This is a genomic window from Francisella hispaniensis FSC454 (assembly GCF_001885235.1).
Taxonomy (GTDB): Bacteria; Pseudomonadota; Gammaproteobacteria; order Francisellales; family Francisellaceae; genus Francisella; species Francisella hispaniensis.
In genome coordinates this window covers 431,427-446,206 of record NZ_CP018093.1, presented here as the reverse complement: position 1 = coordinate 446,206, position 14,780 = coordinate 431,427, and the positions used below count along the sequence as shown (strand labels likewise).

The following is a 14,780-nucleotide window of genomic DNA, read 5'->3' as shown; positions in this document are numbered from 1 at the left end:
ATTATCAAACTTCAGTGATAATAACCATAATTTGAAATAGCAAAACTTTATAGATTTTCATAAGCAAAAGTTAGTATATTTAGTTTAATTAAATTACAATAATACAAATAATATTTACTAAAATTATTTAAACTGTGAAAGATAAACTAAAGCTAGTTTTCGTGTTTGCCTTTATCTACTTGATTTTATTGATAGTTTTCTATTATTCTCGTATACAACATAATTATTCTTTTGCAATATCGACATCTAAAAATAACAGTATTACAAAAAAATTAGATATTAAGACTATAGCTAATCTACGATACCTCAAATATAATCATGCTTCATCGATGACAACTATTGATAATAAATTATTTATCACTTGGTATAGTGGTGATCAAGAAACAGCACCAAATACTAAGATAATGCTTGCAACAGCTGAGAAAGTAGCCGGAAAGTGGCACTTTGATGAAGCCAGATCTATTATCGATCGTCAAAAATTTCAATCTATATTGAAAAAACATATTCATCATTTAGGTAATCCAATTATATATTCGCAAGGAAAAAAATTATGGTTAGTTTTTACCTCATCTAGCGGTGGTTGGACAACTTCTTCTTTAAACATCATGTACTCAAATGATCTAGGTAAAACTTGGAGTCAGCCTAAAACGATACTATCTTCAAATATCCTAAACTTTAGTACACTAACAAGAGGATCCGCGATCGAGCTAGATAATAATAGATTTGCGATTCCTGTATACAAAGAATTTAATAACCTTAATGGTAGATGGTTCATCTTTAATCAAAATGGTGAGCTTATATTTGTTTCAGAGATGACTAATGATGGTGTAAATTTACAACCTACTGTAGTTCCACTATCAAAAACACATGCTTTAGCACTATATAGACAAATGCATAGCCCAATAAAAAAAATATACACAAACGAAACGGCTGATAGTGGTATATCATGGTCAAAAGTAAAGCCAACACAACTAGATAACCCAGATGCTGGTATTGCCGCAATAAAAATACAAAATGGTATACTTTTAGCTTATAACAACGCTACCAATAGTCGCGCAGATCTTAGTTTAGCATTCAAGGCAGATAATTCTCAACAGTGGCAAAATATCTATACATTCCCAAATAAAACTAAAGCAGAACTCTCATATCCTGCCTTTAGCCTATATCAAAATAATATTATTTTAGCATTTTCTGATAAAACTAAAGGGACAATAAGAGTTGTTGAGATCAAAGGAGAAGATTCTAATGCTTAATTATTATAACCTTTTGACAGCAAACCTTTTTGTAATATATATTTTTTTAAGAATATTTACTTTTCTACCTAAAAGATTACTATTACTAGTAATACTAATACTTCTTTGCTTTAATTTTATAAATATAACCTCTGACAATCAGACTATATTTTATTTTGTTACTGGATTTATAAACTATTTTAGTTTTTCTTCATTTGTCTTGTTTATATTCATCATAGTAACTACACTTATAAGCAAAAGAATTGCTATTTTTCCATATACCTGCACAGCTTTTTTATTGATACTTATTATATTTTATGGTTTATTCTTTATCGTATCATATAAGCTTTACGACATTGGTTATAGCGCATATTTAGTATTAACTTGTGTATTTGCCTATGGGCTAATGCTACTTGTAATTTCTAATCGATTTATATTATTCAATATTATTATAGTTATTGCGACAATTGCGTACTTTAGTGGTATCTTACAGAATAATATATGGAACTATCTCTTAGACCCAGTTTTGTTAGTCATATGTGTTATTGAGATATCCCGAGCTTTATTCATCACAACAAAAAATAAACAGCATAAAGATAAGATTATATATTACTAAGTATTTGCATTATAAAGTTTGCGGATCTTTTAGCAGCCATCTTAGCAAACTCATCAAAATTTTCAGGCGCATTACCGTCAGCAGTGTCAGAAATGCTTCTTAGAATTAAACTTGGCACACCCATTTCATTACAGATAAGATTAACACTTGCCCCTTCCATTTCTATAGCCTTTGCATCAAACTCTTTGATTACAAAATCTTTTCTCTCTGCACAATGGACAAATTGATCACCTGTAGCTATAACACCAGTGTGTAGATTAAGACCAAGTTCATTAGCAACATTTTGTGCTTGTTTTAAAAGTTTAGTTGATGTTTTAATTTCAACTTCTGAAATAGGAATCTTACCATATGGATAACCAAAGGCAGTGACATCAACATCATGTTGTACTGTAGCAGTTGCAGCAATCATATCTCCTACTTGTAAATCTTGTAGCCCTCCAGCAACTCCGCTAAACAACAATGCCTCAACACCAAAGCGCTCAATCATTATCGTTGCTGTTAAGCTTGAGAATACTTTACCAATTTTACTATAAGCTATTACAAGCTCTTTATCCTGATAATTTGCTAGATAGTATTTGTTATTTGCATACTCTACAGTCTCATAGCTATTTAACTTATCTAGGATTGGCTGAATCTCTATCTCCATTGCGCCTAATATTGCAATTTTTTTCATTATTTACTCTCTATAGTTTCTATATCAATTTTTGTTATTTTTCTAAAACCTTGAGGTAATAGCACACCACCGCCAGATGGCCTATCGCTATAATAAGTCTCAATATTTTTACTATCAATACGAATAAATCTCTTACCAGCATTTAGTGTTAATTCTTGATTTGCTCTAAATAGCTCAATAAATTTAAGTTTGTCTTTTTTGTCTAGTCTAATAATTGATTTACCCTTACCTTTTTTAAGTAATGCAAAACTTGCAAAATCACGAATAATAACTCTACCTTCTGAACTTATAGCTAACATCTTATGATCCTGTTCAAATGGTATAAACTTAAAGACATCATCAGCATCAAAAATATTTTTTCCCGTTACTTTATTTGTAATAAGATCTTCAGCTGGTATAACAAAGGCTTTACCACTTTCACTAGCGATTAAGAAATACTCTGCAGCATTTACAAAAGCCATGCTTATAATCTGATCTTGCTTATCCAAAGGGATATATGTAGTTATATGCTCACCATATCCTCTTGCAGATGGCAATTTATCTACATACATAGAATACGCCTTACCAAGCTTACTAAAAAATACCAGTTTAATATTACTATTACCTGTAGTTACTAAGAATGGCTTATCCTCAGGTTTATAGCTTAAACCTGCTGGATCAATATTCTCACCTTTAGCACATCTAATCCAACCAGCTTTTGACAAAATAATAGTTACTCTCTCACTAGGCATTAGATCCTTTTCTTCTAGAGCTTGGGCCTTTTCTGCAGCAATAACTTTCGAGCGTCTAGAATCACCAAAATCCGCTAATATTTGTTTAAATTCTTTCTTCATTAAGTTTCTAAACTTAACTTCGCTATTTAAATAACCCTCGAGTAATTCTCTTTCTCTTTGTAATTCCTTTTGCTCTTTTTTGATCTCAATTTCTTCAATCTTTGCTAACTTACGTAATCTGATGTTCAAAATAGCTTCAGCCTGGATTTCAGAAAGTGTAAATCTAGTTTGTAATTCGTCACTTGGATCATCATAGTTTCTAATGATATCAATCACTTCATCAATATTTAGAAATGCTATTAATAAACCTTCTAATATATGCAAACGATCTAATACTTTATCTAAACTAGTCTGTAGTCTTCTTCGTAAAGTATTCTTACGATATTCAAGCCATTGTTTAAGTATATCTAAAAGATTTTTAACTTGTGGACGATTATCTAAGCCGATCATATTCATATTAACACGAAAGCTTTTCTCAAGATCTGTAGTTGCTAACAAATGTCCTATTATTTTCTTGATATTCTTCTTTGTCGTTGCTGAATATAAAACTATTCTCACTGGCTCTTTATCATCTGATTCATCTTGGATATTTTTTATCCAGGTGATCTTCTGTTGCTTAAGTTCATTAGCGATTTGCTCCATTACCGAAGCACTTGAAACTTGATGAGGTAGTTTTGTAATCACAACATTACCATGATTATCATACTCATAAACTGCCTGCTGACGTATCGATCCATTACCTGACTTATATACTTCGGCAATTTCTTCTTTGCTACTAATAATATTGGCACCACCAGGATAATCAGGAGCCTCAATGATCTCAAGAATTTCTTCAATAGTGGAATCAGGCTTAGATAATAATTGCAAGCAAGCATTTATAATCTCTGTAATATTATGAGGAGGAATATATGTCGACATCCCCACAGCTATACCCATAGCACCATTAAGTAATATATTTGGCACTTGAGCAGGCAAAAGCTTTGGTTCATCCATTGTTCCATCAAAGTTTTTGACCCAATCGACTGTGCCTTTTTTTAATTCATCTAGAAGTAATACTGCATATTTAGACAAACGCGACTCAGTATAACGCATCGCAGCGAATGACTTTGGATCATCTATAGAACCCCAGTTACCCTGCCCATCAATAAAAGGATAGCGATATGAAAAGTCTTGTGCCATCAATACCATAGCCTCATAGCAAGCACTATCACCATGTGGATGGTATTTCCCTAAAACATCACCAACTGTACGCGCTGATTTTTTATACTTAGATAAATGGCTTAATCCAATTTCACTCATAGCGTATATAATACGTCTTTGTACGGGCTTAAGACCATCAGAAATATGTGGTAAAGCTCTATCCAAAATCACATACATTGAATAATTTAGATATGCTTGTTCCGAAAATTCAGCTACAGAGCGAGTGCTTTCTAAACTTGAGAATAAATCCATGTATATATAGAAAATATTAAGTAATTATTTGCTAAATTATATATTAACAGAACTTACTATACTAGATAACTAACTATTAGTATTCAAAAACGCCTATTATACTTAACTCTTCTGCCTTCTTAAGTAAGCAATAGTTTCTAACTCTTTTGAGAATACAAATTTATTTCTTTGTAAAAAATCTAAAGTTTTCAAAATATCCTTAAATCCAGAGAGAACCCAAGCTTGAATATTATAATCAAACACAGTTTTTGCTTTTAGGTATCTACTTACTCCTGCTCTGCACTCTTGAGTCAAAAAATCTGTTGCTGGAAACTTAATAACAATAACACCACTCTTATCATACGCAGCAACCTTAGAATACATCGTCAAGCTAGCTAATTGCTCTTTGATACCTTTAAAATCTTCCCAAGCTAAAAGCATTTTCTCTGTTGTTTCTTTTTCTAAAAACTTTATAGACTTTGTATTATAACTTTGTTTTAAACTATAAGCTTCCTCTTTGAGTTGATTATATTTTTCGAGTAATTCTTTATAGCAACGTTCTAAGCTAAGATTAGAGATTTCTAAACTATCATTTTTATTAGAAAGCTCAACTTGCTTATGCTTAAGCTTATTAGTACTTTTAGATATTTGTTGTTGAATATATTGCATAATGTCATTACGTAAACTAAAAGCAATATCATCTCTATCAATATCAAACTGTTTTAGCGTAAATCTTATGGTTTCAAGCAGTTGATCGCGCACTGGTTGATTAGGCTCTAGTGTCTCTTGCTCAGCAATTGCTAAAGCTTGTTTTTTATTCTCTTTATACAAGGTAACTTTTTCTACCAAATCAATAATAGAGACACCCTCACCAATCAGCTTTCTAACCTTATTGACAGTAATCTCTTCATTTTGAGATCTTAAAAGATCACATTTTTGATTTACCAGCTTCTGAGCTACTTGTTTTAACATACTATTTTTTTTCTTCTTCTCTTAGTGTTAGGACTTCACAACCATCTTTTGTAACCAAAATTGTATGCTCCCACTGTGCTGAGAGTGAACGGTCTTTTGTAACAGCAGTCCAACCATCTTTTAGTACGGATACTGCTCTTTTACCGATATTTATCATCGGTTCGATTGTAAATATCATTCCTTCTTCAAACATTGCTCCAGTACCAGCTTTACCATGATGCATAACATGAGGAGGTTCATGGAAATTAGCACCGATTCCATGACCACAAAAAGCATCAACTATAGAATAACCGAACTTCTTTGCATGCTTTTCTATAGTTGCTCCGATATCACCAAAATGGTTACCAGGTCTAACAACTTCTATACCTTTCCATAAGCATTCATAAGTAACTTCAACTAGCTTTTTAGCCATAACTGATGGTTCACCTATCAGAAACATCTTACTTGTATCACCATGGTAACCATCTTTTTTAACTGTGATATCAATATTTACTATATCACCATTCCTAAGCTTTTTATCAGCTGGAATTCCATGACAAACAACATGGTTTATTGAAGTACAAATTGATTTAGGAAACCCATGATAATTAAGCGGCGCTGGATATGCATCTTGCTCTTTAACTATATATTCATGACAAATTCTATCAAGTTCTGCAGTTGTTACTCCTTCTTTAACAAAAGGAGAAATCATTTCTAAAACTTCTGCTGCCAACCTACCAGCAACGCGCATCTTTTCTATTTCTTGTGGAGTTTTTATTATTATTTGACTCATCTGTAATCAACACTTTAAAGAAAATCTATTCATACATTATAAACCATCAGTTTATGAATATATAGATCTTACAAAAGGATGTTAAAATTATTGGAAAAGTAAAATAAAATTAATCGATCAATACTATGCAAATAAAACAAGCTCAACAAACTATCGCCGAACTTTTTAAAGATATAACTCATCCAAGGCTTGCTAGCTTTATTGCTTTATCAGAAGAGGTTGGCGAATTAGCAAATGAAATAATGCAAAAGGAAATCTACGAAGAAACCAATAACAATCAAAAAATCAAAGCCGAACTTACAGATGTATTTGTAAGTTTACTTGAACTAGCAAATGTCTATAACATAGATTTAGAGACTGAGTTTGCAGAAAAAATCCAAACTCTAAAACCTCGAGTACAACAATGGAATAAAGCTAAAGGTTTACTCAAAGCTAAAAGGATTAAGTTAGATTAAATCTAGAACTACTCTAGCAACAATTCATATATAAGTTTGAATATTTTGCAGTTACATATATCTTTTAGTAATATTTTGTACTACAATCTAGTTTTGTAAGGATAAAAGAAAATTTCTATTCAATTTAAATTTTCATTATTTAATTTCAGTTTTTGCTTAATCTCTTAAATTGTCATTCGATAATTCCATACACTAACAAATAGCTTTTATAGCTATAAAAACTAAATAAACAAAAAACAAAAGAGAATAAAAATGAATAATAAATCACAAGGTACAGTAAAATTTTTCAATGAGCAAAAAGGATTTGGTTTCATCACTCCTGAAAATGGTGGAAAAGACGTATTTGTACATATATCAAAATTAAATGGTGAAACTCTTGCTGAAGGTCAGCAAGTTACTTTTGAAACTCAAGAAGGTAGAAAAGGCCCTGAAGCTATCAATATTGAGGTACTATAATGCCAAGTATTAGAGTAGATGAGCGCAAACCTTTTGATATAAGTTTAAGAAACTTCAAACGTGCTTGCGAAAAAGCTGGTATTAAGCAAGAGCTTAGAGATAGACAGCACTACGTAAAGCCAACAGAAAAAAGAAAGATAGCAAAACGTCAAGCTGTCAAAAGAGCAAGGATTTCTCAGAGAAGAGCTTACATCTAATTATTTCTTAACATTTCCCAATCTTTTTTATTTAATATAAAAACAATTCTTTGACGAAAACTATCTTTCATATGAAATTTAGCTCCTAGCCTTGCTACTGCTCTTTGTGAACGAAAGTTTTTATCCCAAACATCAAAAAATATATTATCAATAAATTCAAAAGCATAATCTATCATTAGCTTTTTAACTTTTCTATTTAGTTCTGTTCCCCAATATTTTTTAGCATAAAATGTATAACCTATCTTTAGTGATTTTGTACTAGAATCATACTCATAATATCTAGTTGAACCAACCAATTTATTTTTATAAAAAATAATATAACAATTTTGCGTATTATTTAAACCACCTTCAAAATACTTTCTAAACCCATTTAACTCACACCGTGATTTATCATTATGTTGTGTCCATATTTCAGGATCTTTAGCGATCTCAAACAGCTCATCAAAATCATCTTGAGACATTATCTGAAGTCTAACATCCTCATAGTAGAGAGATTTATTAAAGTCCATAAAACCACCTTACTTATTTAAAAAAACTATCGATATACTAATGACTGGCAACTTTGAAAAAATAGATGATTAGAAAGTGAGGCAGTTTAAGCTTTACTCAACAGTCACAGATTTAGCTAAGTTTCTAGGTTGATCAACATCTGTACCTTTGATTATAGCCACATGATAGGATAATAGTTGAAGTGGTATCGTAAATACCACAGGGGCACTAAAATCATGTCCTCCATCTAACTCTAGCACAATACTATTATCAAAGTTAACTCTTTCTTTAACAACTTTATCAACAAAAAGAATTAGCTTGCCGCCTCGAGCATGTACTTCCTGTAAGTTAGATAAGGTTTTATCTAATAATTCATCATTTGGCACAACTGCAACTATTGGCATATTCTTATCAACTAGAGCTAAAGGACCATGCTTTAACTCTCCTGATGGGTATGCTTCAGCATGGATGTAAGAAATCTCTTTGAGTTTTAACGCCCCTTCAATAGCTATAGGATAATATAGCCCTCGTCCTAAAAAGATAGTATGTTCTTTATCAGAAAAGTACTCACTTATTTGATCTATCTCGCCATCTAGTTTTAAGGCTCCCATAACCAAAGCTCGGATATTTTTGAGTTCTTCAGTATATTTAGCTATCTGCTGATCTGATAAACTATTTTTGAGTTTAGCCATTACTAATGTAAATATTGCCAATGCCACTAACTGTGTTGTAAATGCCTTGGTTGAAGCTACGCCAATCTCAATACCGGCTTTTGTCATAAAAGCGATATCAGATTCTCTCACAAGCGAACTATTCGGCACGTTACAAATACACATACTACCAATATAATTTTGTTTTTTGCTCTTTCTAAGCGACTCTAGAGTATCTGCTGTTTCACCAGATTGAGAAATACTCACAAATAAAGAACCATCAACTACAACGTTATCCCTATATCTAATCTCACTCGCTATTTCGACACTACATGGAACTTTTGCATACTTTTCAATCCAATACTTTGCTGTCATACCAGCATTATAACTAGTTCCACACGCAACAATACAAATGTGTTTAGTTTTCTCAAATAATTCTTTAGCTCTTTTATCAAAACTATCTAGACTAATTTCACCATCAGCCAATGATGCTAAGATAGTATTTGAAACAGCTTCTGGTTGCTCATATATTTCTTTGACCATATAATGTTTATAACCATCTTTAGAGGCACTTGATGAAGAGTAATTATACTCCTCAACCTCAAGATTTTTTGCTACACCATTATTATCAAAAACCTCAATATTATCTTTAGAAATAACTGCAATGTCACCTTCATCAAGATAAGAAAATTTATTTGTAACTGGTAATAATGATAACGCATCTGATGAAATAAAATTCTCATCTATACCCACACCAATTACAAGTGGCGAACCTGAACGCACCGCAACAATTTTATCAGGGAATTTTTGTGAGATTATTGCTAAGGCATATGCTCCCTTAAGCATAGCTATGACATGTTTAATATTATCAACTATGCTAAAATTATCACGCCATTCTTTTTGTAGCAAATGTGCGATAACCTCAGTATCAGTATCTGACTTGAATTTATAACCATCATTAATAAGAGTCTCTTTAAGCTCAGCAAAGTTCTCTATGACACCATTATGAACTATACAAAAGCTTTCCGAAGCATGGGGGTGAGAATTATTCTTAGATGGTTTACCATGAGTAGCCCATCTAGTATGAGCTATTCCTATATCTCCTTTAAAATCAGCTAAATTATGCACAGATTTCTCTAGCTCAACAACTTTGCCAACCTCTTTACATATATCTATATGATTTTTATCATCAATTATTGCTAAGCCAGCAGAATCATAACCTCTGTACTCTAATTTTTTTAAACCTTCAATTAAAATATTAGTAACATTTCTTGTAGAGTTAGCACCTACTATTCCACACATAACACAAACCTTATTTTTTATTATTTATCTGTTTTCTTGACAGGTCTTTGCCAAGTATCAATATGACGCTGTCTTGCTCTTGAAATTGCAAGATTATCAGCAGGAACATCTTTCGCAATAGTTGATCCAGCACCAACAGTTGCACCTTGACCAATATTAACTGGGGCTATTAATTGTGAATCAGAGCCAATGAACGCATAATCCCCTATAACTGTTTTATGCTTATTGACCCCATCATAATTACAAGTTATTACTCCAGCACCTATATTACAATTAGCACCAATTTCACTATCGCCAAGATAAGTTAAATGAGATGCCTTTGAGCCTTTGCCAAGAATCGTTTTTTTAGCTTCAACGAAGTTCCCAATAACAGCACCCTCTTTAACATCACATTCAGGTCTAACACGTGCAAATGGACCAACTATTGCACCTTCACGAATAATAGAACCATCGACCATACTGTTAGATTTGATTCTAACATTATCTTCGATAATACAATTTTTGAGTATACAGTTAGCTCCAATGACAACATTATTACCAAGTTTGACATTACCCTTGATTATTACATTAATATCTATCCAACAATCTTTACCAACATCAAGATTACCACGCACATCAAATCTATTCGGATCAGCAATACTTACACCTTTAGCCATAATCTTTTCAGCAACATTTCTTTGCCAAACTCGCTCAAGACTAGCTAATTGTACCCTGTCATTAACACCTAAAATTTCAAACTCATTAATTGGATGTGTTACATTTATCGAAACATGATCGGCTTTTGCAAATGTGATTATATCTGTTAGATAATATTCTTTCTGGACATTATTTGCTTTTATTTCTGGTAACCATTTTTGCAGTAAATTTTTATGGACACAATAAATTCCTGTATTAATTTCCTTTATCTGGCGTTGGATATCATTAGCATCTTTTTCTTCAACAATCTCTGTAACTGCACCAAATTTATCTCTAACAATCCTACCTAAACCTTGAGGGTTCTCAACAAATGCTGTCAGTACGCCAAGATCATCATCATTGGTAGTATCAACTAGGTTTTCTAAAACTTCAGTCGAAATTAAAGGCACATCACCATAGAGAATAAGAACTTTCTGATCTTTTAAGTAAGGTAAAGTTTGTAATACAGCATGACCAGTACCGAGTTGCTGCTGTTGATAGACAAATGTTATATTCCTTCCTAGCAATGCTTCTTCAACTTGCTCTTTTAAATGTCCTGTAACAACAACTATATTATCTGGGTTTAACTTCTCAACAGAACTTACAACATGTTCAATAAGAGGTTTTGCTGCTAATGTTTGTAAAACTTTTGGTTTATTTGAGTTCATTCTTGAACCTTTACCTGCAGCCAAAATAACAACTGATAAACCCATAATAAAAAACTCCTTATAGTTTCTTACCACATTCCTCTAATAAAAGCGTGATAATTTGATAGTGATCTTCTAGCATTTTATCACAGATATTTTTAATATTTGAGCCTAAAGATATCCATTTGACCTCTTTTACATCACCAGCTGCAGAAATTTCCGGTAAACTTGGCCATTGATCAAAAACGAACAGTCCGACATGGCTAATTGTTCTGCCTCTTACTGAACGATCAGGATAGTCAAAAACCTTTTCACAGCACTTTGCTACAGTAAGCTGCTCATGTGATAAATTAATATTTGTTTCCTCAAACAATTCTCGAATTATAGCTTGTGATATAGTTTCATCACACTCTAAAAATCCCCCCGGCAGTGCCCATAGACCTTTACCAGGAAAAGCTTTTCTCTGCACCATCAAAATATGATCATTTACTATAACCAAAGCATCAACTGTCACAAAAATTGGCTTAAAAGGCGCTTTCTGCCATAATTTTTTATACTCAATAACATAATTATTTTCTGCAACTAAGTCTTGATATACCTGTTTAGTCATAAATTCTCGCAAGAAATTATAAGTACCTAAATTAGGGATATCATTACACATATATTGCTTTGATATAATTCCCTTATAAAACTTTTGTCTAAATTCAGTGGCATTAAAGTTTTTATAATTATCAACAGCTATATAACCCCATTCAGGAAAACTTTTTATGTAATAACTAGAATTATCTTTGATATGACCAACTATAGCGATACTATTAGTATTTTTAGCATGCTTATAAACATTTTTACGCAATTCATCCTGCCACTTTTGTTCTTGATAAAAATAGTCAGCCAAAGGCTCTATGACTACAGCATCTAAATCAATTCCAGCAACTTGTAAATCACTCTCTATCATCTGTTTTCTTTGCTCAAAAGAAAAAGGATTTTTTATATTTGGAGCATTAAAACAACTACCAATATTAATTATAATTTTTTTGCTATTTTGTAGCGCTATTATTACATTATGCAAATGACCCTTATGAAAAGGCTGAAACCTTCCTATAAAAACTGAAATATCATACATATAATCACCTATGTATTTAATACTTGAGGCTGTGTTTGACTATCATAGACCTTATCATCAGCTGGCGCTGTCATTTGTGTATAATCTTGCTGCTGTTCTTGGTTTATATTAGTTTTTTGCTGCTCTAATGAGCTATCAATTCTTCTATCGTATGAGCCAAAGCCAAAACTAGTTTTCTTTGAGCCTAACAATCCTCCAAGACTAGATCTACCATTTTTAGGATTTGCTTCTGAAGCTGCTAGATTGGCTTCAGCTTGTTTTGCAATCTGAATATTATTATCATTTTTAAGCTCAGTATTATTTAAATCTTTACGAATATCACTTAAAATCCTAACTCCTTCATCTATATGATTTGGAGCTAAAGTTTTACCATCACTAGTAAATACTGCATTAACTTTGACTAAACTTGATAATTCATCTACTTTTCGAGCTAATATTACAAAAATTAAATCTTTCTTTGTATCTTTTACTGTTATCAAGTGTCCAGATAAAATCTCGTCTTTCTCGGTAGTAATTACATAACTTTCAGGATGTTCTTTAAAATAATTATCTAAAAGATTAATAGTTATCGATAAAGGTTCCCTAAATACAAGCTTTAATGACCCAGTATCATCATAGACAACACTAATTGAAACTTTCGATATTTGATCACTAATAATTTTCGCCATATCAAATTTGTCTGAGTAATTTGGTGGTAGCATTTGCTTTTGTGCTTCATTCACTTGTGATCTAGCATAATTATTATCACCATCTGGAAGTTTCAATGCTGGCTTTATCTTTTCACCATTTAATCCTGTTGGAATTTTTAGTGCTGGTTCTTCAGAAACCTTTACTCTAGCATAATCATATTTTCTATTTCTGAATGGTGAATCACTTATAGTATCTGTCAGTTTTTCATAAGAAAAATCATTTTCAACATCACTAGTAGTACAGTTCTGCAATAATATTCCAAGACTCAATAAAATGACTACCTTGATAGTATTTCTCATTTTTAGTAACATAACTAACTAATTAAATTGACTTACCATTATAACACAGTGCTATACTAATATAATAAAAGCTTTAAATAATAAAATCAGGCAATCTAATGAAAAATAATTTATTTATATTTTTACAATATCTACTTCCTCACGCTATTACATCACGCTTAGTTAGTAAGCTTGCTGATTCAAAAAATAAAATTATTAAGAACTACTTAATAAACCTTGCTATTAAAAAATTCAAAATTAATTTAGCTGAAGCTAAAGAAACTGATTTAAATAAATACAAATCTTTTAATGATTTTTTCATAAGAGAACTTAAAGATGATTTAAGACCTATTTCTGATAATAAAAATGTTATCTCCTCACCTGCAGATGGTGTATTAAGCCATTTTGGAATAATCAACAACAATAGCTTAATTCAAGCCAAGGGCAAGTTATTTTCTCTAGAGTCATTGATTGCTACTAGTTCAACAACTAACTTCACCAAATTCGCAACTATCTATCTTTCACCGAAAGATTATCATAGAGTACATATGCCTATAGATGGAAAGCTTACAAAGATGGTTTATATTCCAGGTAAACTTTTCTCGGTTAACAAAATAACAGCTGACAGAATTGATAATCTCTTTGCAAAAAATGAACGATTAATCTGCTACTTTGATACGATAATTGGAGAAATTGCAGTAATTTTTGTTGGCGCTCTTTTAGTTGCAGGCATAGAAACAGTATGGCATGGTAAAATTGCTCCAAACTACTACAAAGATATACAAACTTGGGACTATAGTTGTGATAAATTTAATATCAAATTCAACAAAGGCGATATACTTGGATGGTTTAACTTTGGTTCAACCGTAATTCTTTTAACTTCTGGAAATAGTGTCAATTTCAAATTTAAAGAGAGTCAAAATAATATTAAAATACAAGTAAATCAAGATTTAGCCTTAATTACAGAATAAAGATTCATATTTATCCAACAGCGACTAAAAACATTTCTTTTATTGATTTTATTCAATTTACATTGATTCACATAAGCTATCTCTCTTTTTTGTTCAAGGTGCTCATCATGAGATCTGAATCTAGGTGGCAGCTTAATATCAAATCTTTTAGCCCACTTTCTGATAGTAACATGCTTAAAACCCAGGACTTTTTCGGCATCTTGGTAACTTAAGCCTTCTCTTTGACACTTTAACAAGATCTCTCTCGCTGAGCATTTAAATCTATTTTTGACAATTTGCTCAAAATTTCCAGAATATTGATTCGCCATATAACGAGTCTCCTTTAATTAATATTAAAATATGAATGACCCTCCTTGAGCTATTCATGTTACATTTTTT

At 31.7% G+C, this 14,780-nt stretch carries 16 protein-coding genes; 6 read left to right on the top strand and 10 right to left on the bottom strand.

From position 1 onward, the window contains the following. Nucleotides 1-134 precede the first annotated feature (134 nt). Complete coding sequence (locus FSC454_RS02315) at nt 135-1,253, top strand: exo-alpha-sialidase (RefSeq protein ID WP_066046715.1); 1,119 nt, start codon at nt 135-137, stop codon at nt 1,251-1,253. Beyond that, the gene (locus FSC454_RS02310; protein WP_066046713.1) at nt 1,246-1,848 is read left to right on the top strand and encodes a hypothetical protein; all 603 of its coding nucleotides are present in this window, start codon (nt 1,246-1,248) and stop codon (nt 1,846-1,848) included. The genes FSC454_RS02315 and FSC454_RS02310 overlap by 8 nt, the downstream gene beginning before the upstream one ends. On the opposite strand, the gene FSC454_RS02305 is transcribed toward FSC454_RS02310, so the two are convergent. The 4 genes from FSC454_RS02305 to map all read right to left on the bottom strand — a co-directional run bounded on the left by FSC454_RS02305 (nt 1,835) and on the right by map (nt 6,469). Beyond that, on the bottom strand, nt 1,835-2,521 hold the full coding sequence (locus FSC454_RS02305) for a 5'-methylthioadenosine/adenosylhomocysteine nucleosidase (protein ID WP_066046711.1): 687 nt from the start codon (nt 2,519-2,521) through the stop codon (nt 1,835-1,837). The two genes, FSC454_RS02310 and FSC454_RS02305, sit on opposite strands and share 14 nt — an antisense overlap. After that, nucleotides 2,521-4,746 (bottom strand): DNA topoisomerase IV subunit A, encoded by a 2,226-nt coding sequence (parC, locus tag FSC454_RS02300; RefSeq protein ID WP_066046709.1) that lies wholly within the window; start codon nt 4,744-4,746, stop codon nt 2,521-2,523. The genes FSC454_RS02305 and parC overlap by 1 nt, the downstream gene beginning before the upstream one ends. A gap of 102 nt (nt 4,747-4,848) precedes the next feature. Then, nucleotides 4,849-5,697, bottom strand: a complete 849-nt coding sequence (locus FSC454_RS02295; protein ID WP_066046707.1) for a hypothetical protein — start codon at nt 5,695-5,697, stop codon at nt 4,849-4,851. A 1-nt stretch (nt 5,698) separates the two neighbouring features. Then, a complete protein-coding gene (gene map / locus FSC454_RS02290) occupies nt 5,699-6,469 on the bottom strand; it encodes a type I methionyl aminopeptidase (RefSeq protein ID WP_071794762.1) in 771 nt (256 codons plus the stop codon). Nucleotides 6,470-6,594: 125 nt separating this feature from the next. Between map and FSC454_RS02285 the strand changes: the two genes are divergently transcribed. The 3 genes from FSC454_RS02285 to rpsU all read left to right on the top strand — a co-directional run bounded on the left by FSC454_RS02285 (nt 6,595) and on the right by rpsU (nt 7,577). Beyond that, the gene (locus tag FSC454_RS02285; protein WP_014547759.1) at nt 6,595-6,924 is read left to right on the top strand and encodes a MazG nucleotide pyrophosphohydrolase domain-containing protein; all 330 of its coding nucleotides are present in this window, start codon (nt 6,595-6,597) and stop codon (nt 6,922-6,924) included. Nucleotides 6,925-7,176: 252 nt separating this feature from the next. Continuing rightward, nucleotides 7,177-7,380, top strand: coding sequence for a cold-shock protein (locus FSC454_RS02280; RefSeq protein ID WP_003017957.1), 204 nt, complete (start codon nt 7,177-7,179; stop codon nt 7,378-7,380). Next, the gene (gene rpsU, locus FSC454_RS02275) at nt 7,380-7,577 is read left to right on the top strand and encodes a 30S ribosomal protein S21 (protein ID WP_066046703.1); all 198 of its coding nucleotides are present in this window, start codon (nt 7,380-7,382) and stop codon (nt 7,575-7,577) included. The genes FSC454_RS02280 and rpsU overlap by 1 nt, the downstream gene beginning before the upstream one ends. On the opposite strand, the gene FSC454_RS02270 is transcribed toward rpsU, so the two are convergent. The 5 genes from FSC454_RS02270 to FSC454_RS02250 all read right to left on the bottom strand — a co-directional run bounded on the left by FSC454_RS02270 (nt 7,574) and on the right by FSC454_RS02250 (nt 13,452). Then, entirely contained in the window at nt 7,574-8,086 is a 513-nt protein-coding gene (locus tag FSC454_RS02270; RefSeq protein WP_066046701.1) for a GNAT family N-acetyltransferase, read from the bottom strand. The genes rpsU and FSC454_RS02270 overlap by 4 nt on opposite strands. 93 nt (nt 8,087-8,179) lie before the next feature. Then, a complete protein-coding gene (gene glmS, locus FSC454_RS02265) occupies nt 8,180-10,018 on the bottom strand; it encodes a glutamine--fructose-6-phosphate transaminase (isomerizing) (RefSeq protein ID WP_066046699.1) in 1,839 nt (612 codons plus the stop codon). 20 nt (nt 10,019-10,038) lie between these two features. After that, a complete protein-coding gene (gene glmU, locus FSC454_RS02260; RefSeq protein ID WP_066046697.1) occupies nt 10,039-11,406 on the bottom strand; it encodes a bifunctional UDP-N-acetylglucosamine diphosphorylase/glucosamine-1-phosphate N-acetyltransferase GlmU in 1,368 nt (455 codons plus the stop codon). Between the two features lie 13 nt (nt 11,407-11,419). After that, nucleotides 11,420-12,463, bottom strand: coding sequence for a bifunctional nicotinamide-nucleotide adenylyltransferase/Nudix hydroxylase (locus FSC454_RS02255; RefSeq protein ID WP_066046695.1), 1,044 nt, complete (start codon nt 12,461-12,463; stop codon nt 11,420-11,422). Nucleotides 12,464-12,471: 8 nt separating this feature from the next. Next, entirely contained in the window at nt 12,472-13,452 is a 981-nt protein-coding gene (locus FSC454_RS02250; RefSeq protein WP_066046693.1) for a hypothetical protein, read from the bottom strand. A 98-nt stretch (nt 13,453-13,550) separates the two neighbouring features. Here FSC454_RS02250 and asd point away from each other — a divergent pair, with 98 nt between their 5' ends. After that, nucleotides 13,551-14,402, top strand: coding sequence for an archaetidylserine decarboxylase (gene asd, locus FSC454_RS02245; protein WP_066046691.1), 852 nt, complete (start codon nt 13,551-13,553; stop codon nt 14,400-14,402). Here asd and fevR read toward each other — a convergent pair. Next, nucleotides 14,375-14,710 carry a transcriptional regulator FevR gene (gene fevR, locus FSC454_RS02240; protein WP_003017929.1) on the bottom strand — a complete coding sequence of 112 codons (336 nt, stop codon included), beginning with the start codon at nt 14,708-14,710 and terminating at the stop codon, nt 14,375-14,377. The two genes, asd and fevR, sit on opposite strands and share 28 nt — an antisense overlap. Nucleotides 14,711-14,780: the final 70 nt, after the last annotated feature.

What these genes read in the sequence shown, in the direction of transcription:
- FSC454_RS02310 (WP_066046713.1), top strand. Translation starts at nt 1,246, where the DNA reads ATGCTTAATTATTATAACCTTTTGACAGCAAACCTTTTTGTAATATAT.
- FSC454_RS02305 (WP_066046711.1), bottom strand. Translation starts at nt 2,521, where the DNA reads ATGAAAAAAATTGCAATATTAGGCGCAATGGAGATAGAGATTCAGCCA.
- parC (WP_066046709.1), bottom strand. Translation starts at nt 4,746, where the DNA reads ATGGATTTATTCTCAAGTTTAGAAAGCACTCGCTCTGTAGCTGAATTT.
- FSC454_RS02295 (WP_066046707.1), bottom strand. Translation starts at nt 5,697, where the DNA reads ATGTTAAAACAAGTAGCTCAGAAGCTGGTAAATCAAAAATGTGATCTT.
- map (WP_071794762.1), bottom strand. Translation starts at nt 6,469, where the DNA reads ATGAGTCAAATAATAATAAAAACTCCACAAGAAATAGAAAAGATGCGC.
- FSC454_RS02285 (WP_014547759.1), top strand. Translation starts at nt 6,595, where the DNA reads ATGCAAATAAAACAAGCTCAACAAACTATCGCCGAACTTTTTAAAGAT.
- FSC454_RS02280 (WP_003017957.1), top strand. Translation starts at nt 7,177, where the DNA reads ATGAATAATAAATCACAAGGTACAGTAAAATTTTTCAATGAGCAAAAA.
- rpsU (WP_066046703.1), top strand. Translation starts at nt 7,380, where the DNA reads ATGCCAAGTATTAGAGTAGATGAGCGCAAACCTTTTGATATAAGTTTA.
- FSC454_RS02270 (WP_066046701.1), bottom strand. Translation starts at nt 8,086, where the DNA reads ATGGACTTTAATAAATCTCTCTACTATGAGGATGTTAGACTTCAGATA.
- glmS (WP_066046699.1), bottom strand. Translation starts at nt 10,018, where the DNA reads ATGTGTGGAATAGTAGGTGCTAACTCTACAAGAAATGTTACTAATATT.
- glmU (WP_066046697.1), bottom strand. Translation starts at nt 11,406, where the DNA reads ATGGGTTTATCAGTTGTTATTTTGGCTGCAGGTAAAGGTTCAAGAATG.
- FSC454_RS02255 (WP_066046695.1), bottom strand. Translation starts at nt 12,463, where the DNA reads ATGTATGATATTTCAGTTTTTATAGGAAGGTTTCAGCCTTTTCATAAG.
- FSC454_RS02250 (WP_066046693.1), bottom strand. Translation starts at nt 13,452, where the DNA reads ATGAGAAATACTATCAAGGTAGTCATTTTATTGAGTCTTGGAATATTA.
- asd (WP_066046691.1), top strand. Translation starts at nt 13,551, where the DNA reads ATGAAAAATAATTTATTTATATTTTTACAATATCTACTTCCTCACGCT.
- fevR (WP_003017929.1), bottom strand. Translation starts at nt 14,710, where the DNA reads ATGGCGAATCAATATTCTGGAAATTTTGAGCAAATTGTCAAAAATAGA.